Origin of the sequence: Mucilaginibacter sp. dw_454 (genome assembly GCF_018449775.1) — a bacterium.
Taxonomy (GTDB): Bacteria; Bacteroidota; Bacteroidia; order Sphingobacteriales; family Sphingobacteriaceae; genus Mucilaginibacter.
On record NZ_JAAVVB010000005.1, the window covers coordinates 356,112 to 377,146 of the forward strand.

At 44.4% G+C, this 21,035-nt stretch carries 20 protein-coding genes; 14 read left to right on the forward strand and 6 right to left on the reverse strand.

Going from position 1 to position 21,035, the window contains the following annotated elements:
- Nucleotides 1–39 precede the first annotated feature (39 nt).
- Entirely contained in the window at nucleotides 40–1,065 is a 1,026-nt protein-coding gene (locus tag HB679_RS16590) for a GntR family transcriptional regulator (protein ID WP_214073129.1), read from the reverse strand.
- Nucleotides 1,066–1,386: 321 nt separating this feature from the next.
- Here HB679_RS16590 and HB679_RS16595 point away from each other — a divergent pair, with 321 nt between their 5' ends.
- From HB679_RS16595 to HB679_RS16615, 5 genes are all read left to right on the forward strand, one after another.
- Nucleotides 1,387–4,083: a glycoside hydrolase family 78 protein gene (locus HB679_RS16595; protein ID WP_214073130.1), complete on the forward strand. Its 2,697-nt coding sequence runs from the start codon at nucleotides 1,387–1,389 to the stop codon at nucleotides 4,081–4,083.
- Nucleotides 4,084–4,094: 11 nt separating this feature from the next.
- The gene (rhaT, locus tag HB679_RS16600) at nucleotides 4,095–5,228 is read left to right on the forward strand and encodes an L-rhamnose/proton symporter RhaT (protein ID WP_214073131.1); all 1,134 of its coding nucleotides are present in this window, start codon (nucleotides 4,095–4,097) and stop codon (nucleotides 5,226–5,228) included.
- A 227-nt stretch (nucleotides 5,229–5,455) separates the two neighbouring features.
- On the forward strand, nucleotides 5,456–7,576 hold the full coding sequence (locus HB679_RS16605) for a bifunctional aldolase/short-chain dehydrogenase (RefSeq protein WP_214073132.1): 2,121 nt from the start codon (nucleotides 5,456–5,458) through the stop codon (nucleotides 7,574–7,576).
- A 114-nt stretch (nucleotides 7,577–7,690) separates the two neighbouring features.
- Nucleotides 7,691–8,959, forward strand: coding sequence for a TIM barrel protein (locus HB679_RS16610; RefSeq protein ID WP_255547639.1), 1,269 nt, complete (start codon nucleotides 7,691–7,693; stop codon nucleotides 8,957–8,959).
- Nucleotides 8,959–10,251, forward strand: coding sequence for an FGGY family carbohydrate kinase (locus HB679_RS16615; RefSeq protein WP_214073134.1), 1,293 nt, complete (start codon nucleotides 8,959–8,961; stop codon nucleotides 10,249–10,251). The genes HB679_RS16610 and HB679_RS16615 overlap by 1 nt, the downstream gene beginning before the upstream one ends.
- A gap of 114 nt (nucleotides 10,252–10,365) precedes the next feature.
- Here HB679_RS16615 and HB679_RS16620 read toward each other — a convergent pair whose 3' ends face one another.
- Together HB679_RS16620 and HB679_RS16625 are read right to left on the reverse strand one after the other, a co-directional pair.
- Nucleotides 10,366–10,923, reverse strand: coding sequence for a C40 family peptidase (locus HB679_RS16620; protein WP_214073135.1), 558 nt, complete (start codon nucleotides 10,921–10,923; stop codon nucleotides 10,366–10,368).
- Nucleotides 10,924–11,082: 159 nt separating this feature from the next.
- Nucleotides 11,083–12,090 carry a restriction endonuclease gene (locus tag HB679_RS16625; RefSeq protein WP_214073136.1) on the reverse strand — a complete coding sequence of 336 codons (1,008 nt, stop codon included), beginning with the start codon at nucleotides 12,088–12,090 and terminating at the stop codon, nucleotides 11,083–11,085.
- A gap of 210 nt (nucleotides 12,091–12,300) precedes the next feature.
- On the opposite strand from HB679_RS16625, the gene fumC reads away from it, so the two are divergent.
- The 4 genes from fumC to HB679_RS16645 all read left to right on the forward strand — a co-directional run bounded on the left by fumC (nucleotide 12,301) and on the right by HB679_RS16645 (nucleotide 15,643).
- Nucleotides 12,301–13,698 carry a class II fumarate hydratase gene (gene fumC / locus HB679_RS16630; RefSeq protein WP_214073137.1) on the forward strand — a complete coding sequence of 466 codons (1,398 nt, stop codon included), beginning with the start codon at nucleotides 12,301–12,303 and terminating at the stop codon, nucleotides 13,696–13,698.
- 181 nt (nucleotides 13,699–13,879) lie between these two features.
- Complete coding sequence (locus HB679_RS16635; protein WP_214073138.1) at nucleotides 13,880–14,335, forward strand: fumarate hydratase; 456 nt, start codon at nucleotides 13,880–13,882, stop codon at nucleotides 14,333–14,335.
- 1 nt (nucleotide 14,336) lies between these two features.
- Nucleotides 14,337–15,131 (forward strand): S1/P1 nuclease, encoded by a 795-nt coding sequence (locus HB679_RS16640; protein ID WP_214073139.1) that lies wholly within the window; start codon nucleotides 14,337–14,339, stop codon nucleotides 15,129–15,131.
- A 68-nt stretch (nucleotides 15,132–15,199) separates the two neighbouring features.
- Nucleotides 15,200–15,643 (forward strand): low molecular weight protein-tyrosine-phosphatase, encoded by a 444-nt coding sequence (locus HB679_RS16645; RefSeq protein ID WP_214073140.1) that lies wholly within the window; start codon nucleotides 15,200–15,202, stop codon nucleotides 15,641–15,643.
- Nucleotides 15,644–15,665: 22 nt separating this feature from the next.
- Here HB679_RS16645 and HB679_RS16650 read toward each other — a convergent pair whose 3' ends face one another.
- Complete coding sequence (locus tag HB679_RS16650; protein ID WP_214073141.1) at nucleotides 15,666–16,406, reverse strand: GNAT family N-acetyltransferase; 741 nt, start codon at nucleotides 16,404–16,406, stop codon at nucleotides 15,666–15,668.
- Between the two features lie 98 nt (nucleotides 16,407–16,504).
- Here HB679_RS16650 and HB679_RS16655 point away from each other — a divergent pair, with 98 nt between their 5' ends.
- The 5 genes from HB679_RS16655 (at nucleotide 16,505) to HB679_RS16675 (ending at nucleotide 19,459) form a co-directional block, all read left to right on the forward strand.
- Complete coding sequence (locus tag HB679_RS16655) at nucleotides 16,505–16,834, forward strand: metalloregulator ArsR/SmtB family transcription factor (protein ID WP_214073142.1); 330 nt, start codon at nucleotides 16,505–16,507, stop codon at nucleotides 16,832–16,834.
- Between the two features lies 1 nt (nucleotide 16,835).
- A complete protein-coding gene (locus HB679_RS16660) occupies nucleotides 16,836–17,303 on the forward strand; it encodes an SRPBCC domain-containing protein (protein WP_214073143.1) in 468 nt (155 codons plus the stop codon).
- A gap of 6 nt (nucleotides 17,304–17,309) precedes the next feature.
- Entirely contained in the window at nucleotides 17,310–17,690 is a 381-nt protein-coding gene (locus HB679_RS16665; RefSeq protein WP_214073144.1) for a DoxX family protein, read from the forward strand.
- Between the two features lie 243 nt (nucleotides 17,691–17,933).
- Nucleotides 17,934–18,512: a DUF1801 domain-containing protein gene (locus HB679_RS16670; RefSeq protein ID WP_214073145.1), complete on the forward strand. Its 579-nt coding sequence runs from the start codon at nucleotides 17,934–17,936 to the stop codon at nucleotides 18,510–18,512.
- A 107-nt stretch (nucleotides 18,513–18,619) separates the two neighbouring features.
- A complete protein-coding gene (locus tag HB679_RS16675) occupies nucleotides 18,620–19,459 on the forward strand; it encodes a hypothetical protein (protein WP_214073146.1) in 840 nt (279 codons plus the stop codon).
- A 12-nt stretch (nucleotides 19,460–19,471) separates the two neighbouring features.
- On the opposite strand, the gene HB679_RS16680 is transcribed toward HB679_RS16675, so the two are convergent.
- Together HB679_RS16680 and HB679_RS16685 are read right to left on the reverse strand one after the other, a co-directional pair.
- Nucleotides 19,472–19,795 carry a helix-turn-helix transcriptional regulator gene (locus tag HB679_RS16680; RefSeq protein WP_214073147.1) on the reverse strand — a complete coding sequence of 108 codons (324 nt, stop codon included), beginning with the start codon at nucleotides 19,793–19,795 and terminating at the stop codon, nucleotides 19,472–19,474.
- A 122-nt stretch (nucleotides 19,796–19,917) separates the two neighbouring features.
- Complete coding sequence (locus HB679_RS16685; RefSeq protein ID WP_255547640.1) at nucleotides 19,918–20,961, reverse strand: glycoside hydrolase family 43 protein; 1,044 nt, start codon at nucleotides 20,959–20,961, stop codon at nucleotides 19,918–19,920.
- Nucleotides 20,962–21,035: the final 74 nt, after the last annotated feature.

Consider the following 21,035-nt stretch of genomic DNA (forward strand, 5'->3'; position numbering starts at 1 on the left):
CTACACTCACGATGACGAATTTGTTATTGTAGCGTTACCTTACAAACTATCCCGCAACGTCACCTTAAACGGTATAGCCACATGCTCCTTGGTATTATTCAGTACCATCTCCGCGGCTTTCGCGCCCATCATTTTAAAATCTGTTGATATCGTGGTGATGCCATTCAGGATAATTTTTTTGAGTGGGGTTTCATTGTAAGATATCACGCCAATATCCTGCCCTATTTTTAGCTTATCGCCCACTATTTTCTCTACCAGTTCAACCAAATCATCCTCCATTAAATTAATGTAGACGGTACCCGGTTGCAAGGTTTCATTTTTCAGCTCGTGGATAGTGGCATACTCGAAAGCGTATTGACGGCAGAAGTTAATAAAGCCGGTCAGGATCTCTTTGGAGTAATAACTATTTTCAGGGAAAATGATTTTTAGCGTATGGTACTTACTCAGTTTATCCAACAATTGCGAAAGCGCATCATAAATATCCTGCTCAAAATTCTCGTACACCGCGCCAAAATCGCCGGTTATGTTTTCGAGTAGCTTGTCCATCAAAATCAACTTATCCTTTGGCAACTCGTTGATCACCGCGCGCGCGCTCGTCGAGTTTTCAATAAAATGCGGAATGATGATAAGCTTTGAATAATGGTCGATATCGCCTGTCAGTAGCTTTTTGAAGAAGTTGAAGTTGTTGTTATAAATGTAAAAATCGATAGCTGCGTTGCTGCCCAGTACTTCGGCAAAAGCGTCGTAAATGATCTTTTTGTGACTGCTCAATTTGTTAAATAACAGCAGAACTTTAATCGGTTGATCAAAATGCACATTACTGATAAAATAGCCTTTGCCGGCAACCGAATTGATGACATTATATTTCTTCAGCTCTTTGTAAGCCCGCTCTATGGTATTACGAGCAACCTCCAAAGCAATGCTCAGATCATTGATAGATGGCAGGATGTCATCCTTCTCTACCAAACCCGCCTCAATACCGCGCAATATGGAGTTACATATCTGCAGATATTTAGGGGTAATGGAGTGTTCGTCTATCTGAATGATCTTTAGATAATTTTTCATTGTACTTCTTCACATATTTTATAACCCCAATTTCACAACCCTCTTTCACGCTTGCGGAAGAGAGGGTGATCGAGCGAAGCGATGATCGGGTGAGTCCCCGCCGCCCGGCTTGAACGCGCGCCGCTGACTCACCCCGCCTGCTCCGCCTACCGACGGATGGGCGACCCTCTCTTCGCCTTCGGCGGAAAGAGGGTTACTGCTACAGTGGCAACGTTATTTCTGCCCTGATATTTTTCATCGCCTTAGGACAGTAGGGGATAGTTAAGCAAAATGAATTTTGTTAACTTGCCAATACCAATTATACATCCTTTTTTAAATACAATGAGAAAAATCTTCTTTTTATTTGTCGGCCTGGTTGCAGCGCAGCTTACCATGGCGCAAGTAAAGGTTCAGCGTTTAATGACCGAGAACCTGCCCAACCCTATCAGCATTGATGCTTTGGCACCACGTTTTAGCTGGCAGTTAGATGCCGGCCAGGCGCGCAACGTTATGCAGACCGCTTACCAGATTAAGGTTGTTGACGGCGCTAACCACGTTGTTTGGGCACCGGGCAAAGTAAGCACCGACCAATCGATGTACATTACCTATGCAGGCAGCCCTTTAAAATCGGCAGAAAAATATACCTGGACCGTTAAAGTTTGGGACAATCACGGCAAAGCAATTGAAAGCTTACCGGCTACCTTCCGTATGGGCCTGTTAAAAGCAGACGACTGGAAAGCGCAATGGATCAGCCCGGCCGAAGAAGAGGCTTCAAGACCAAGTCCGCTGTTCAGAAAAGGATTTACTATCAACAAAAAGATAAAAACAGCTATAGCTTTCATTACCGCACATGGTTTATATGAAGCGCATATCAACGGCAAACGCGTTGGCGATGCATACCTTACTCCCGGCTATACCAGCTATAACAAACGCATTCAATACCAGGCTTATGATGTGACTAACTTGTTGCAACCAGGCGCTAATGCCGTTGGCGCAAGCCTGGGCAGCGGTTGGTACCGCGGCATTTATGGCATTGGTACCCGCCATGAAATTTATGGTAAAGACATTGCTTTACTGTTACAAATTAACATTACATATACCGATGGCAGCACCGGTGTCATCGCTACCGATGACACTTGGAAAACATCAACCGGCGAGGTCCGTTATGCAGAAATTTACAATGGTTCTGTAACGGATAATCGTATGGAGCAAAAAGGATGGAGCAAGCCTGGTTTTAATGACAGCAGTTGGAAAAACGCCGTAATAGGTAACTATCCCAAAGACGTCCTGATTGCAACCGTTAACGAACCGGTTAGAAAACACGAAACTTTTAAAGCTGTTAAAATATTCACCACGCCAAAAGGCGAAAAGGTGATTGACTTTGGCCAGAACCTGGTAGGTTGGGTTAAGTTCAGCGTACATGGCAAAGCCGGCGACAAGATCGTGATCTCGCACGCCGAAGTAATAGATAAATCAGGTAATTTTTATACCGAAAACTTGCGCGATGCCAAAGCACAAAACACCTTTATTTTAAAAGGCGATGGTGTGGAAACTTTTGAGCCGCAGTTTACCTGGCAGGGGTTCAGGTACATTCGTATTGAAGGTTATCCCGGCGATATTAAACCGGAAGATTTCACTGCGACCGCAGTTTACTCAGACATGCCGCCAACAGGTACATTCACTTGTTCAAATCCACTGATCAACCAGTTACAACATAATATTCAATGGGGTCAAAAAGGTAACTTTTTGGATATCCCGACAGATTGCCCGCAGCGCGACGAGCGCCTGGGTTGGACGGGCGACGCGCAGGTATTCTCTCGCACGGCTACTTATAACATGAACGCGCATAATTTCTTTACCAAATGGTTGAAGGATGTTGCGTTAGATCAGTTTAAAGATGGCAGCTTGCCACATGTTATTCCGGATGCTTTTGATAATGGCCACGACACCGGCGGTGGCGGCAGCGCGGGCTGGAGCGATGCTACGACCATTATTCCATGGAACATGTATTTAGCGTATGGCGATAAAGAGATCCTGGCTAATCAATACAACAGTATGAAAGCCTGGGTTGGCTATATGAAAAACCATAGCCATAACAACTTATGGAACGAAGGCGGCCACTTTGGCGACTGGCTGTTCTATACCCGTAACAATGATGTTGACGGCACTTCGGCGATAACCAGTAAATATTTAATAGCGCAGTGCTTTTATGCGCATTCAACCCAATTGTTGATCAACGCCGCTAAAGTTTTAGGCAAGACAGAAGACGTAGAAACGTACAGCAAATTACTGGCTGATGTTAAGGCTGCTTACCTGCACGAATATGTTACGCCGAATGGCCTGATCTCGTCAGACACCCAAACCGCTTACGATGAAGCGCTGGAGTTTGACATGCTGCCTGAAAACTTAAGACAGCAAGCGGCAGGCCGCCTGGCAGATAACATCCGCCGTTATGGCAACCACTTAACAACCGGCTTTTTAGGCACACCTTATTTGTGCGATGCTTTGAGCAAATATGGCCATGCCGATGCGGCTTTTGCTTTGTTGTTGCAGGAAAACTACCCTTCATGGTTATACCCTATTAAAATGGGCGCGACAACCATTTGGGAACGTTGGGATGGTCAAAAACCTGACGGCTCATTTGAAGACGCCGGTATGAACTCATTTAACCATTATGCGTATGGCGCCATTGGCGACTGGATGTATCGTACCGTTGCCGGTATCGACACCAAAACAGACCAGCCGGGCTATAAAGGTATCACTATAAAACCAACTGTAGGTGGCAACCTGACGGATGTGGCAGCAAACTACGAAACCCCATACGGTGCGGCAAGCTCACATTGGAAAATTGAGAATGGCAATTTTGTGCTGGATGTTGTTATCCCGGCAAATACTACCGCTACTGTTTACGTACCAACCAAAGGCGACAATGCAGTTACCGAGGGCGGTAAAACAGTTGCCAAAGCAGCCGACCAAGTTGCGGGTTATACTGCCGTAAACGTAGGCTCGGGCACATATCATTTCAGTACAGCTAACTAAACCTAAACACAATGGAAGTAATATTTGGTGTCATTTTTCACTTCATCGGCGGCTTTGCCTCCGGTAGTTTTTATATCCCCTACAAAAAAGTAAAAGGCTGGGCCTGGGAAAGCTTTTGGATTGTAGGCGGCTTGTTTTCATGGCTCATCGTTCCACCGATTGCGGCGTGGTTAACCATCCCGCATTTTGGCGATATCATTGCGGCTACCAATGGTGGCATTTTAGGATTAACTTATTTCTTCGGATTACTTTGGGGGATAGGTGGTTTAACTTATGGCCTGGGCGTGCGTTATTTAGGTGTGTCTTTAGGTAGCACGATCATCTTAGGATTATGCTCGGTATTTGGTGCTTTGGTGCCTGCGGTTTATTACCAATTCTCTCCAAAAGAAGGTAAAGACAGTATCGGCATTTTAGCATCGCACCAATGGGGCCAATGGGTTTTAATTGGGATAGTAATTTGCGTGATCGGTATTATTATCTGCGGACGTGCAGGCACCCTGAAAGAGCGTGATCTGAATAAAGAAGGTGCAGCAGTAAATGAAAATAAAGATTACAAATTTGGTTTGGGTATCGCGGTGGCCATAGTTTCTGGTGTATTAAGTGCTTGCTTTGCTTTTGGTATTGATGCCGGTGCAGATATGGCCAATGCAGCCAATAACGCTTGGCGTTTAACACATCATATTACCGACCCAACTCAAAATTTTCTGTACAAAAACAATGTTACCTATATCATCATCCTTTGGGGCGGTTTAACCACCAACTTCATTTGGTGTATGATCTTAAATGCGCGTAACAAAACCTTTGGCGATTATACCAACGCCAAAACCCCTTTATTAAAAAACTATATCTTCTCGGCGTTAGCCGGTACAACCTGGTTCCTGCAGTTCTTCTTTTACGGCATGGGCGAGAGCAAGCTGGGTAACGGCGCAAGTTCATGGATCTTGCACATGGCGTTCATCATCCTGATAGCGAATATGTGGGGGCTGATCTTGAAAGAGTGGAAGGGCGTAAGCAAAAAAGCATTTACGGTGTTAATCATTGGTATCGTAACTATCCTGGCCTCGGTTGTCCTGGTGGGCTATGGTAATAATTTAAAGGACAAAGAAGCTAAACCAAAAACAGCGACTTTAGAAATAAAGAAATAACATACGTACATGCATGACGTGCATTACTCACCCCGCCTACGCTTCGCTGGGCGACCCTCTCTTCGCCTTCGGCGCAAAGAGGGTAAATACCAAAACCCTCTTTCCCGCTTGCGGAAGACAGGGTGATCGAGCGAAGCGATGATCGGGTGAGTAAACTATACGAGGTGCAATTTTGCGGATGGTATTAGAAACAAAAAAATAAGCAACAACATACAAACAGTACAATAATGTCTATCAAAGAAACAAACTACAAGCACGTAAGCTATTTATGGGACGATGAGGCAGCTGCCAAGCTTGCCGGTGACGAAGTGGCCCTTTTAATATATCGCTCAAACCTGTTGGGCGCAGATTTGCGCCTGACTAACTATGGCGGTGGCAATACCTCTTGCAAAGCGCAGGCAAAGGACCCACTAACCGGAGCAGAAGTTGAAGTAATGTGGATCAAAGGCTCTGGTGGTGATATTGGTACGCTGACCAAAAGCGGTTTAGCGGCACTATATGTAGATCGATTGAGAAACCTGAAAAACGTTTACCGCGGACTGGAGTTCGAGGACGAAATGGTGGAACTATTTAACCATACCATTTATGACCTGGCATCAAAAGCGCCTTCTATTGATACCCCGCTGCACGGCTTTTTGCCCTTCAAACATATCGACCACCTGCACCCCGATGCAGCTATCGCTATCGCGGCAGCAAAAGATGGTAAACAGATTACGCAGGATTTATTTAAAGGACAAATAGGTTGGGTTGACTGGCAACGTCCGGGTTTTGATCTGGGCCTGCAGTTAAAGGCTTGTTTAGATGCTAATCCGGGTATCCGCGGCATTATGTTGGGTTCGCACGGCTTATTTACCTGGGGCGATACCGCTTACGAAAGCTATATCAACACCCTGGAAGTAATTGAGCAATGCGCCGAATACCTGGAGCAAAACTATGGCAAAAAAGGCCCGATCTTTGGCGGCGCCAAAATCCAGAGTTTGGATGAAGCCGGCCGTAAGAAACAAGCCATCGCGTTAGCGCCAATATTGCGCGGCTTTTGCTCGTCAAAACAAAACATGATCGGCCATTTTACGGATGATGCACGTGTGCTGGAGTTCACCAACTCAAACGATCTGCACCATTTGGCACCAATGGGTACCAGTTGCCCGGATCACTTTTTGAGGACAAAGATTAGTCCGCTGGTTTTGGATTTGGGTAAGGATAAAGATTTGAGCGATGCAGCAGCATTAAAATTGCGTTTAGCCCCGGCTTTCGAGGCTTACCGCGCTATGTACACCGAGTATTACGAAACTTGCAAACATCCAAACAGCCCCGCCGTGCGCGACGCCAATCCGGTAGTAATTTTATACCCGGGTGTAGGTATGTTTACTTTTTCTAAAGACAAACAAACTGCACGTGTGGCGGCAGAATTCTATATCAACGCCATCAACGTCATGAAAGGCGCTGAAGCTATCTCAGAATATACCTCACTACCGCGCCAGGAAGCTTTCGATATTGAATATTGGTTACTGGAAGAGGCCAAACTGAGCCGTATGCCGAAGCCAAAAGCATTGTCGGGCCGTATTGCTTTAGTTACAGGTAGCGCCGGTGGTATTGGCAAAGCCATTGCCAAGAAATTTGCGCAGGAAGGCGCCGTGGTGGTATTGAACGATATGAACGCCGAACGTTTGGAAGGTGCCGGCGAAGAGTTTAAAAAGCTTTTCGGTAAAGACGCCTACACTACCGCTATTTTAGATGTTACCAAATCAGACCAAATTGCTGATGCAGTAGGCCAGGCTATTTTAGCTTTTGGTGGGGTGGATCTGATCGTAAACAATGCCGGTCTGTCTATCTCTAAATCCATAGCCGACCATTCTGAAAAAGACTGGGACCTGTTGTATGACGTTTTAGTTAAAGGTCAGTTCCTGGTAACACAGGCTGCTGCCGGTGTAATGCAGAAACAGGATATCGGTGGCGATATCATCAACATCGTCAGTAAAAATGCTTTAGTAAGCGGACCAAATAACGCAGGCTATGGCAGCGCCAAAGCAGCTCAATTACATTTAAGCAGATTGAACGCTGCAGAGTTAGGTGCAGATAAGATCCGAGTTAACGTGGTTAACCCTGACGCTGTTATCTCTGACAGTAACATCTGGGCCGGTGGCTGGGCCGAAGGTCGCGCTAAAGCCTACGGTATCACTGTGGCCGAACTGCCTGCTTATTACGCAAAACGTACTTTATTAAACGAAACCATTTTACCTGAAGATATTGCCAATGCCTGCTTTGCTTTTGCGGGTGGCTTGCTCAATAAATCTACCGGTAACGTATTGAATGTGGACGGTGGTGTAGCCGCTGCATTTGTTAGATAATATTTTTTAGTCGATAGACGATGGTCCATGGAAAAAATGATAGTCACCTCATCACAATGAACTATCGACTAGCGACCATGGTCTATGGACTATGAACCAATTACAACCAACGCTATGGAACAACATAAAATTGATGAATATAATCAGCAGCATTTAAAAGACCACAAACGCAAGTTTGATTTTGTGGCCGAAGATGTTGCCAATCTGGATGGCGTTTTGCAAAAACTGCGCGCCTTCAATATTGCTATCCCGAGCTGGGCCTTGGGTACCGGTGGTACACGTTTTGGCCGTTTTTCTGGTGGTGGCGAGCCGCGTAATCTGGAAGAAAAGATTACCGATGTGGGTACTATCCACGCGCTGAATCGTTCGAGTAATTCAATCTCGCTACACATTCCCTGGGATATCCCTGATAACGCAACCGCTATCAAAGCTCACGCAGCGCAATACAGTTTGCATTTTGACGCGGTGAACTCGAATACTTTTCAGGATCAGAAAGACCAAAAGTTAAGCTATAAGTTCGGCTCGTTGCATCATACCGATAAAGCGGTGCGCGACCAGGCTGTTGCTCATAATATTGAGGTAATTAAATACGGTGTGGAACTTGGTTCAAATGCGCTTTCAGTTTGGTTGTCAGACGGATCAAATTTCCCAGGACAGCTGAATTTCCGCAAAGCTTTCCAAAATACGTTGGACAGTTTGCAGCAGATCTATGATGCCCTGCCGGATGATTGGAAAGTTTGGATAGAATATAAACCATTCGAGCCTAATTTCTACTCAACCACCATTGGCGATTGGGGACAATCGCACTTGTTAGCTTCTAAACTCGGCAAAAAGGCTTTGACTTTGGTTGATCTTGGTCACCACCTGCCCAATACCAACATCGAGCAAATAGTTTCTTTATTGCTGATGGAAGAAAAACTGGCCGGTTTCCATTTCAATGATTCTAAATATGGCGATGATGACCTTACTGTCGGCAGCATTAACCCATACCAACTGTTCCTGATCTTTAATGAACTGGTGGAAGGGATGGACGCCCGCGGCTTGAACCATGCCAATGGTATTGGCTGGATGATCGACGCGTCGCACAATGTAAAAGATCCTATTGAAGATCTGATCCAATCTGTCGAGGCTATTAAAATTGCTTACGCGCAGGCTTTGTTAGTTGATACCAAAGCCTTGATTGACGCACAACAAAATAACGATGTCGCGAAAGCACAGGAGATCTTACAAACCGCTTACCGTACTGATGTGCGCCCGTTGTTAGCAGAGGCTCGTTTACGTGAGGGTGGTGCGTTGAGTCCTATCGCAGTTTACCGCGATTTGCAGGTACGTGCAGGACTGATTAAAGAACGCGGCGACAAAACCCAGGCCACAGGTTTATAATGAATACTATACCCGTAATAGCGGTTTTTGACGTAGGTAAAACCAATAAAAAGCTTTTTCTTTTTGATGAAAGCTATAACATTGTATTTGAGCGCTCGGCACGGTTTAATGAAATAACCGACGAGGATGGCTTTGCCTGCGAAAACCTGGACGCGCTAAAAAAATCGGTTTATGATGCATTGAATGAGGTTAGCCGCCTGGACCAATTTGAAGTTAAGGCGGTTAACTTTTCGGCCTACGGCGCCAGCTTTGTTTATTTGGACGAGGAGGGAAATCCGGTAGCCCCGCTATACAATTACCTGAAACCTTATCCCCAAGACATCAAAAAGAAATTTTACGATACCTATGGCGATGAGGCAGAGATTGCATTTAAAACGGCATCACCGGCTTTGGAGAGCTTGAACTCGGGACTGCAATTGTATCGCATCAAACACCAAAAACCTGCGTTGTTTAAGCAAATAAAATACGCTTTGCACTTGCCTCAATATCTAAGCTATCTGCTAACCGGCAAAGCTTTCTCTGACATGACCAGTATTGGCTGCCATACTGCGCTGTGGGATTTTGGGAAAAACGACTATCACAATTGGGTGAAGCAAGAAGGCCTTGATAAAATCCTGGCGCCAATTGCCCCGGCTGATGGAAAAGTTCCATCTTATTTTAACGGGCGTTGGTATCAAGCAGGCATTGGCCTGCATGATAGTTCGGCGGCTTTGATACCTTACCTGGCCAGCTTTAACGAGCCATTTGTATTGCTGTCGACAGGTACCTGGTCCATCAGTTTAAATCCGTTCGATCAAACGCCGTTAACAGCTGAAGAATTGAAAGATGATTGTCTGAACTATATCCAATACAAAGGTAAACCAGTAAAAGCATCACGCCTGTTTAGCGGTCATGAATACGATCAGGGCATCAAAGCCATTGCCGAAAAATTTGGCGAGGACGTGATCAAATATCGCAATATCCCTTACGACCCAAGCATGCCGGGTGAAGACATTGCAGCTTATTACGAATTGATGCACCAACTCATCGACAAACAAAAAATAGCTACCAATTATGTGTTAAAAAACGCCCCGGTAAAACGCATTTTTGTTGATGGCGGTTTTAGCAAAAACTCCGTTTTTATGCATTTACTGGCGGCAGCCTTCCCTCAAATTGAAGTGTATGCCGCCTCTATGGCTCAAGCAACAGCCATGGGCACCGCACTGGCTATTCACGGTAGTTGGAACAGCAAGCCTATCCCGAATGATCTGATCAATTTGAAATATTATTCGGGGACGAGTCATACGGTGTGATGTCCTATCAGACTTACGAAGTTTCAAAAACTTCGTAAGTCTTTACGACCCTCTTTCCCGCTTGCGGAAGAGAGGGTCGCCCAGCAACGCGATGTCGGGGTGAGTCCCCGACTGCTAAGGCTTCTCCTCATTCTGCTTAAAAATCCTAATCGTCTTAACGTAGCGGGTGTTATAATAAGAATCATAATAAGAGGTCTCCACCACGCCGTAGGCCTTCCCTGAGGTAGAATGAATAAATTTCAGCTTCTCGCCAGGGATAGATGAGATGATGCCCATATGCCCTACCACTTTAGTGGTGCTGTCTGTGCCGGTAAATAGTATCAGATCGCCGCGTTTGGCGTCTTTGAGGTTGATGGGATGATTAACCGGCGTAAAATCAACCGAGGTCCTGGGCACTGCAATGCCGAAATGATTAAACACATAAGTAACAAAACCCGAGCAATCGAAACCTTTTTTAGGATCGGTGGATCCGAATAGGTAGGGCGTACCCTCTAAGGAACAGGCAAACGCCAGCAGTTCGTCGGGCGTGGTTTTGCCGGTGTTGATGTCGGTAATATGTTCTTGCGCGTAGGTTTTGCGGGTTAAGTCGCCGGCATCCGCGTCAGACTTTTGCGAATGTCCGCAGGCAAAGAGTGCAAAAACAAAGATGGAGCAGATGCTGTTTAAGCGCATATACATAAGGCTTTAGTTGATGTCTTTTGTAAGAAGGTGATTTAGCGGTTTTTGTTTGGGGGGATGTGCAAGCGTTTTGCGTGGCGTGGGACTCACCCGGTCTTTGCTTCGCTGGACCACCCTCTCTTCGCCTTTGGCGGGGTCTATTTAGTTTGATTTTCACCTGCGTTTCACGGGGAGAATATTTAAATATTCGGCCCCTATTGTAGTTATATTGAAGTCTCCCTTAATTAGAAAATTAATAACAACCCCTTTAAAATCGTCAACAAAGGTTTTATTAGTCGGCTTAGCATTCGGAAGTGATTTCATTATAGTATCAACATCGATAAACATTTCAAGTTTATTATCATGAATATTTTCCAAAACGTTTAGTCCTATCAATTCTTTTAAAAATATAGTGTAGTAATTTATTTTTAGTTTTAAACGAATTACGAACTTATCAAGCTCAACTTCATCTCTTATATCGTCATCAACAGAATATCTCGCTCTATAGGGAGAGGTTAATTCAGGGACAGTTAGTATTTGAAAATCATTTGTCAAATGGTATTTTAACCTTTGGTTTTCCCAGCTTGACTTAAGTAACTCACTAACGTTATATCCGTTAACAATGAGAGGATCTGTAATTATCGCTTTTCCTTTCATAGTCATCGCAACCTGTTTTGATACAGTAAACTCGAACTCCGTCTCATACGGTACTACTTCTTTAAAGACTACCGGTATATCTAATGCGGAGTCATCCAAATTAATTTGATCTCCTAAAGAATAAAGAATAATGTTTTTTCTTTTTGCTTTTCCTACACTGGCTGATGAAAAGCCATTGCTGGCAATTATAATACCTTTACTAGCCCTAACATCCTCTAATTTTGACACGAATCCATCTATCACGCCTATCGATAATTTCCTATTGTAATCTTTACATTCAACAGCGACTTTAAATACCAAATCACGTACAACTATTGTAATCAACACATCAATTTGCCTTTCGGCATCCGAACTATCTATAAAGACATTATGCTCAATTGATACATTATCGTATTTAGCATACATCCAATTAAGAACTTTTTCGACAGCTTTTTCAAATTTTGTACCTTTAGAAACGCTAGACGGCTTTTCGATAACTTTTTCTGGTTTTATTCCTTTGGCGACTTTATATGCGCTTTTATTCATATTAGAAAGATACAAATTAGTAAAGGCTTTTCAATATTAGTTTATAAGCGAATTCTACAGCCCTCTTTCCACCAAGGCAAAGATGGGGTCGCCCATCCGCCTTCAGGCGGAGTCGGCGGGGTGAGTACCCCCACGTAACTTTTTAAATATTATTTTACTTACCATCCGTTTTACCGCTACCTTTGCGGCTTAAATTATACTGCTATACGAATGAGTTTCAGAACCGAACATGATACCATGGGCGAGGTACAAGTACCTGCCGATAAATATTGGGGCGCACAAACCGAACGCTCACGCAATAACTTTAAAATTGGCCCCGAGGCATCTATGCCTAAAGAGATCATTGCAGCCTTCGCCTACCTTAAAAAAGCTGCTGCATTCACCAATACCGACCTGGGTGTTTTACCTGCGGATAGACGCGACCAGATAGCTGCGGTTTGCGACGAAATTTTAGCAGGCGAATTAGCCAGCGAGTTCCCGTTAGTGATCTGGCAAACAGGATCGGGCACGCAGTCAAACATGAATGTTAACGAGGTGGTTGCTAACCGCGCGCACGTTTTAGCAGGCAATAAACTGGGCGAGGGCAAAACTTTCATCCACCCAAATGATGACGTGAATAAATCGCAATCATCAAACGATACTTACCCTACTGCCATGCACATTGCTGCCTATAAAATGGTAATGGATGTGACTATACCCGGCGTTGAAAAACTGCGCGATACTTTAAAAGCTAAAAGCGAAGCTTTTAAAAGCGTTGTAAAAATTGGCCGTACGCATTTAATGGATGCTACGCCGCTTACGTTGGGGCAGGAATTTTCCGGTTATGTATCTCAGCTGGACCATGGCCTAAGAGCTTTAAGAAACACTTTGGCTCACCTGTCTGAGCTGGCTTTGGGTGGTACTGCTGTAGGTACCGGCATTAACACCCCAAAAGGTTATGATGTTAAGGTGGCCGAATACATTGCAAAATTTACCGGCTTACCATTCATCACTGCCGAAAATAAATTTGAAGCGCTGGCTGCGCACGATGCTATTGTGGAGACGCATGGCGCTTTGAAACAGATAGCCGTTTCTTTGATGAAGATTGCTAATGATATCCGTATGCTGGCTTCGGGTCCGCGTTCTGGTATTGGCGAGATCCATATTCCGGATAATGAACCTGGCTCATCCATCATGCCGGGTAAAGTTAACCCAACCCAAAACGAAGCTGTTACCATGGTAGCCGCGCAGGTTATGGGCAATGACGTTACGATCTCAATCGGTGGGTCAAACGGCCACTACGAGCTAAATGTATTTAAACCGGTGATGGCAGCTAACTTCCTGCAATCGGCACGTTTAATTGGCGATGCTTGCGTGTCGTTCAATGATCATTGCGCTAAAGGTATAGAGCCAAACTACGAAGGTATTAAAAAACACCTGGAAAATTCATTGATGCTGGTAACCGCATTAAATCCGCATATCGGTTACGAAAAAGCGGCTAAGATTGCCAAAACAGCCTTAAGCAATGGTTCGTCGCTGCGCGAAGCCGCCATAGGTTTAGGTTACCTAACCAATGAGGAGTTTGATGCCTGGGTTAGACCAGAGGATATGATCGGTAGTTTGAAATAGAAAAACCTTTAAACAATCCCATAACACGTCATTGCGAGGAGGAACGACGAAGCAATCTCTACACGATAGGTAACCTATTTGATTAGCAAATGTAGAGATTGCTTCGTACCTCGCAATGACGTGATGGTAAAGAATAATGCAAAAGCCCTTCGCCTTTTACCTTTCAGCCTTTTGCCTGTTAATGGCAGCCTGTTCCCCTAACCCCAACCTTCAAGGCAAGGGCACAGATTACCTGCAGGGCGAGTGGCAGCAAGACAGTATACCGATGCAAAAGCAATTGCTCAATTATTCGCTTTATCGTTTTAAGATCAATTGCGATTCGGTTTATATAGAGCAGAGCGAATACAGTAAAGTGAACCCGGGTGCAGATAGTTGTATGGCCGGCGGTCACTGGAAAGAATACATCCGCGGCACGTACAGTCAAAGTCATGATACGCTGGATATTAAAGGCAACTTTTGCAACGCCGATTACAGCTTGAAAAAGCAGGCCGGTTGTTTCCGGTCGGGCCCATATGAAGAAATATTTACGGTGAGCAAAAAAACTGATTCATTGGTTCAATTTTTAAGCACATCAAACGTTATACCTATCAACTTACATTTAACAAAAAGAACAACTTGTTCTCCAAAACCGCTATAAAATGAAATTTAACTTTGTAAAAAAATTAGCCCTGGGGCTGGCAATCATCTACGCGCCAATGCAAAGCATGGCCTGGGGCACCAATGGTCACCGTATTTCGGGCCAAATAGCCGAGAATCATTTAACACCGAAAGCGCTTGCCGGTGTTAAAGCCATTTTAGGTAATGAGTCTATTGCCATGGCCAGCAATTGGGCCGACTATATCAAGTCTGATCCGTCTTACAATTACCTTTACAACTGGCATTTTGTAGATTTTGCCCGCCCGATGAGCTACCCGGAAATGACCGAGTTCTTAGAGCATAATACCGAAGCCAACGCTTACAACAAATTACAATTTTGTATAGCCGAACTTAAAAAACCTGGTACCAGTAAAGAAAACAAACTGCTTTACCTGCGCATGATCATTCACATTACCGAGGATATTCATCAACCTATGCACACCGCTCATGCCGATGATAAGGGTGGAAACGATTTTAAAGTAAACTGGTTCAGTAAACCTACCAATCTGCACTCTATCTGGGATACCGAACTGATCAATTTCCAGGAGTTGAGCTATACCGAATACGTCAAAGCAATTGATCATCCAACCGCGGCACAAACTAAAGCATGGCAGGCAGACCCAATTGCCAAATGGATCTTTGAATCAAACACCCTGGCAGAGCAATTTTACACCGAAATCAAACCAGGCGATACGCTGAGCTATAAATACAATTTCACCCACCTGGATATCCTGAACCAGCAATTGCTGAAAGGCGGCATCAGGTTAGCCGGACTTTTGAACCAGATATTCGGATAATAAGCTAAAAGCCGAAGGCTTAAAGCATAAAGCTTTGGTCTTTCGGCTTTTTGCTTTAAGCTTACAAAATGAAGATACTCATGGTTTGCCTCGGAAACATTTGCCGCTCGCCACTGGCCGAGGGTATTATGCAACACCTGGCAGATAAGGAAGGATTAAACTGGGAAATCGACTCGGCGGGCACCGGCAACTGGCACGTTGGCGACGGACCGGACCACCGCTCGGTACGTACTGCACGTTTACATGGCATTGATATTAGCCGGCAAATTTGCCGGCTGTTTAATCCGGCAGATTTTGACGAGTTTGATCATATCCTGGTGATGGATAAAAGCAATCTGAGCAATGTGCTGGCCATGGCCCGAAATGATGGCGACCGCAAGAAAGTATCGATGTTACTGGGCGATAAAATAGTGCCCGATCCTTATCATGACGACAGCCAGTTTGAACCCGTATTTAAACTGATAGAAGCTGGTTGTAAGGCTTTTATTGAGCGATATAAAGGCATCCTCTAAAAATAACAATTGAAAAGCGTGTTTAGTCGGGATTAGTTGCTTTGATAATTTCGCCTATGATAATATAGCCACATACCCGCATTCCTGCTTTCAACAAAAGTGCTTTAGATGCCTGATTGTTAACATTGCATCGAGCGGCGGGAAGCCTGTTTAATTGGTAAGCTTCCTTTTTTAGCTCCTGCATAATCAAAACACCATATCCTTGCTTTCTGAAGTTTTCCTTTACCTCATAATATATATCAATGTAGGGAAAATTATAATTCCATATAAAACCACCCGTAGCTACAACCTCTCCATTTTTTTGTATACAGTAAGCATCCCATTCGTCTGAATTTTTACTTTTTACAAACTGGGCACCGTCTATACTAAAGGCCGTTTCAAAAGCTGCTTCGAATAGTATGGCCTCAGCATTTATATTTTTTCCTGATTCAAATGCCATACCGGCAAGTAAAATATCATTGGTCTGGCATTCTACAAAACCGGCATTCGCCGCTATTATAAATTGGTCAAATATCTGCCTGGCACATTTTCTGAAAGGCTGTTCTAAAAAAAACTCACATACTGTATCCCTGTCTTCACGTTTATCCTTCCCCCATACTGATCCATAACCAACAGGGCGTTCTTTAAACTTAAAAAGGTAATTATCCACCCATCCCGCACCATGACATTTGTTATAAATGAACTGAAATTTAGCTTCTGCGAGAAATAACCTTCTATGCGGCTCAATATCAATTTCTTGCACTTTTACGATTTCAAATTCCATGAGATGAATTATTAAACTGCAATTAAAACTACTAAAAATAAAATAAAATTTGCGTAGTTAAATAGCTACACATATATTTGTAGTCAAATAACTACATAATGAATTTAAGACGAGATGTTTTCCAGGCCATTGCCGACCCTACCCGCCGCGCTATATTGGTGTTAGTCGCTTCGCAATCATTAACCGCCGGGGCCATTGCCGCCAATTTTGATACCGCCAGGCCCACTGTTTCTAAACACTTACAGATATTAACCGAATGCGAGCTATTACAGCAGGAACAAACCGGCCGCGAAGTACACTATCATATCAACGCAAAAAAGATGAAAGAAGTGGCCGACTTTATCGAGCCGTTCCGCCAGATGTGGGACGACAGATTTAATAAACTGGAAGGTGTGATGAAAGCCTATCAAACCAAAAACAAAAAATAATATGGAACTAAAAACCAAAGTACATGCCGAAGACGGCCAGCACGATTTGCTGATAACCCGCGAGTTTGATTTGCCGGTCGGCTTGCTTTTTAAAGCCTACGTAGAACCCGAATTTGTGGAACAATGGATGGGCACCAAAGTGCTTAAACTGGAAAGCAAAAAACACGGCAGCTACGCGTTCGAAACCCGCAACCCGCAGGGGCAGGTGGCTTTTGTGGCCAGTGGTGTAATCCATGATATCATCCCCAACCAAAAGATCGTCCGCACTTTCGAAATGAGCGGAGCACCGTTTGGTGTGCAACTGGAGGTTTATGAATTTGAGGCAACGGGAGAAAACACCAGCAAATTGAATATGCATGTTATCTACGAATCCATAGCACAGCGCGATCAACTACTGCAATTGCCATTTAAGCAAGGGTTGAACATGGCACATAACCGCCTCGAGGAAATCATCAGCAAAATAAAATAACCCATCATGACTAAAAGAAACAAAATCATTTATTGGATAGCAACCCTTTGGCTGGGCCTGGGGATGACTGCAACCGGCATTGTACAATTGATCAGGAACAATGACGAAGTCAAACTAATTACTCACATAGGTTACCCGGTTTATTTTTTGACGATTATAGGTGTTTGGAAAATTTTAGGGGTGATAGCCATTTTGGCGCCTAAGTTCCCGGTATTAAAAGAATGGACCTACGCCGGTTTCTTTTTTGCGATGACGGGTGCAGTTGTGTCGCATTTGGCATGTGGCGATGGAGCTAAAGAATTATTTGGACCGACATTATTGATTTTGCTTACTGTGGTGTCCTGGTATTTCAGGCCTGCGGATAGGAAAGTCGCGGAGCTTTCTTAACTTTATTTAAGCCCGTTAAAACCAGGTCTGATATTTAGGCTAAAGCCATTGGGGATATTTTATGAACCGTTGGCTGAAGCCAACGGCAATAAATAAAATAATGGTTCTGATAATGGTATTTGGCTTATGGTAATAGTCCAATTCATTGCCGTCCCATTTATGGGACGGATATTAATAGAAAACACCGGGGCTTTAGCCAAACAATAACACCACAGCTTAAACAAATTTCTAACATTTACTAACATGAATCCTAAAGTCGATTTCTACTTCAACAAAGCCAAACAATGGCAGGACGAAATTGAGAAGTTACGTATAATGGTTTTGGATTGTGGCCTTAACGAGGAATTGAAATGGGGTTGTCCCTGCTATACTTCCGAGGGAAGAAATATTGTATTGATCCACACCTTTAAAGAATACTGTGCGCTGCTGTTTTTTAAAGGGGCATTGTTAAATAACGAGGCGGGGTTGCTCATTCAGCAAACGGAGAATGTGCAGGTAGGTAGGCAGATCAGGTTTACAGATCTGCGTCAGATCATCGACCATGAACAGCTGATCAAAGCCTACATCGCCGAAGCTATCCAAGTCGAAAAGCTGGGCTTGAAAGTCGAGTTAAAAAAGACCGACGAATTTGAAATGGTAGGCGAGTTTAAATATAAACTGGACCATATTCCCGCATTAAAAGAAGCGTTTGAAGCTTTAACGCCCGGCCGTCAGCGCGGATATTTACTACATTTCGCGCAAGCTAAACAAGCTAAGACCCGCGAAGCCAGGATTGAAAAGTATATGCCACAAATTATGGCCGGTAAGGGTTGGAATGAGTAACAATTTTGTTGAACGAGCCCACCGGCCTAAGCCTTAAAACTAAGTTAACATTAGAGCGGTATTTTTAGCTAATCCTTTTAAGAGGTTAATCTTTAATAGCTGTTCATATGAAAACGAAACTTTTTACTACGCTGATAGCGTTATTTGCTGTGTCATCAGCAATGGCTCAAAACACAACTTTTAGTAAGTCAATGGCACCGGCGGGTAATGCAACCCAGCCTTTTTTGTTTTCGGTAAATACCTATACCGCCGACGCGCCATTTTTAAGCGTCAGCGCTTCGGGTAACTTAGCCGAACACACTACAGGTGCTTTTGGTTATGATGGGGTCGATCAGCAACTGGCAGTAAAAGGCTACCTGGGTAATCGCTTTACGTTAGTTGCCAATGCTGATCTGGGTTTTTCGCGCACGGGCAGCGTTAACAGCGCGCAACAGGCCGAGGTGATCCGCGACGTGATTGGTGGCAAAAGCTTTTACGGCGCCCGCTTCGGTGTTGGTTTAGGTGCTAATCGCGATTTTTCAAACGTGGGTGCTATGTTTAGCCGCGTTACGGCGGCATTTGAAGAACCAACCTGGCGTGCAGGTGCCAACTTCAAATTTGAAAAAGCTTTTGCTAAAGATCGTGATGATATTGATTTGATTACCAGCGTGGGTTATCAGCATCGCATTGCTGGTGCATTCTTTGCGGGTGTTGAGGCCGTAGGCGAGGATCTGGAAGGTTTTTGGGAAACTGATGAAGCCGAAGGGGGCGCCAAAGTACTACTGGGTCCGTCATTAAACTACGCACCTATGTATTCAAAATTTTCATTCTCGCTTACCGGTGGGCCGGTGTTCTATGCCACCCACAGCACTGCATTAGGTTCTGAAGCTATAAGGGATATTGGAACAAATGGCACGCAAAACGGCTATTCTATCAGAGCTATGGTAGCCTTTAATCTACATCAATAAATAAAAAGAATTTTATTTGGCGCTGCTGCCTAATACGCTAAGCAGGCCGCTAAAATCATTGCTGAATGCGTTCCAGGTTTTAGCATTTAGCTCATAAAGCGATTTCTTGCCTTCGTGGATCAGATTGATCATCGAAACGTCAACCAGGTCCTTTAAATGATGCGATACGGTGGCTTGCGCCAGGGGAAGCAACTCTACTATTTCGCCACAAGTCATGTTATTGCGTTGCGCCAGGATACGCAATATAGCGATGCGCGCCGGATGCGACATCGCCTTGGCCAATGATGACATTTGTTGGTCGGGAGCGCTAAATTGATCAGTTTTATGTATAGCCATTTGGTTTATTACACAACAAATATATAATGGCAAAAGACACAGCGGATTAGAATTTTCTAATGTTCGACAATATTCTCTATTATTGAGTTATTTAGCTTCTATCTAATACTGTAAATCTTTTGTTACCTTGTATTAGGGAAAGCGGCAAGCAACGCTTTTCCTTCGTCCTTAGTTAATTTAGACAGGCTGCCATGGCGAGCGTCGGGCGGCAGCGTTACGTCCTTTTCAATCGTCCAGTGATACAGATCTGGCGATGAAGAGATCCCATAATCGTCAGCCATCGGGAAATCGTAATACAGCAGCCAGCCTTTAGGATGTATTGGGTCGGCCATAACGCTTGGACCCTCGGTAATCGTCGGCGCTATTTGCCCGTTATTTAACGGACCCTGGTAAACGGTGTAAGGACCTTCTATATTTTTTGAGGTAGCTAAACGGATGGCACGGCGCTCGCCGGTGCGCGGGCTAAATTCTTCTTCTTTATGGATCAGGTAATACGTGTCTTTATATTTAGCCATGGTGCCGTCAATAGTTGAATAGCCGGGGGCATAAAGTACTTTGGCAGGCGTAAAAGTCTTCCAATCCTTAGTGCGGCAAAACCACAGGCGGCTTTCCTGCCAACCCTCGGGCTTAAAGGTAGACGACCAAAACAACACATAATCCTTTTGCGCGTCGTCATAAAAAAACTCGGGCGCCCAGATGTTCTTTACAAAGTTACCGGCGTCATCTTTAACATCTTTCATCAGCGGCAAATGGCCCTCAACCTGCCAATGGATCAAATCTTTCGAACTGGCATACAAACAGCTTGGCCCAACCAATTTACGGTCGCCTGCACCACGGCCACCACCTGTGGCTACTAATCGCCATAAACCATCGGGGCATTTATGCACAAATTGATCGCGCATGTGTTGGTCCCAAATGGGTTTGTTGTCGTTGATGGGTGTCCAATGCCGGCCATCGTTTGATAGCGCAATGTGCATTTGATCAACCAGCATCGGGTTAGGCAACGGTATTTCAACCGGCTGGCCCTTGTCGTTAATTTCTATTTTAGTAGGATATCGCTGGCGAAAATACGTGAGCATCCATACGGGTTTGTTGGTGTTGACCTGGGCTTTTACATCAGCTAATATGAAAATGCTAAATGCTGCTATTAGGATTGATCTTTTCATTTGTTTGTCTTTATCGTTTTGTCATTGCGAGCGGAGCGCGGCAATCGCGAACATTGCATCCTTGCGATTGCCAC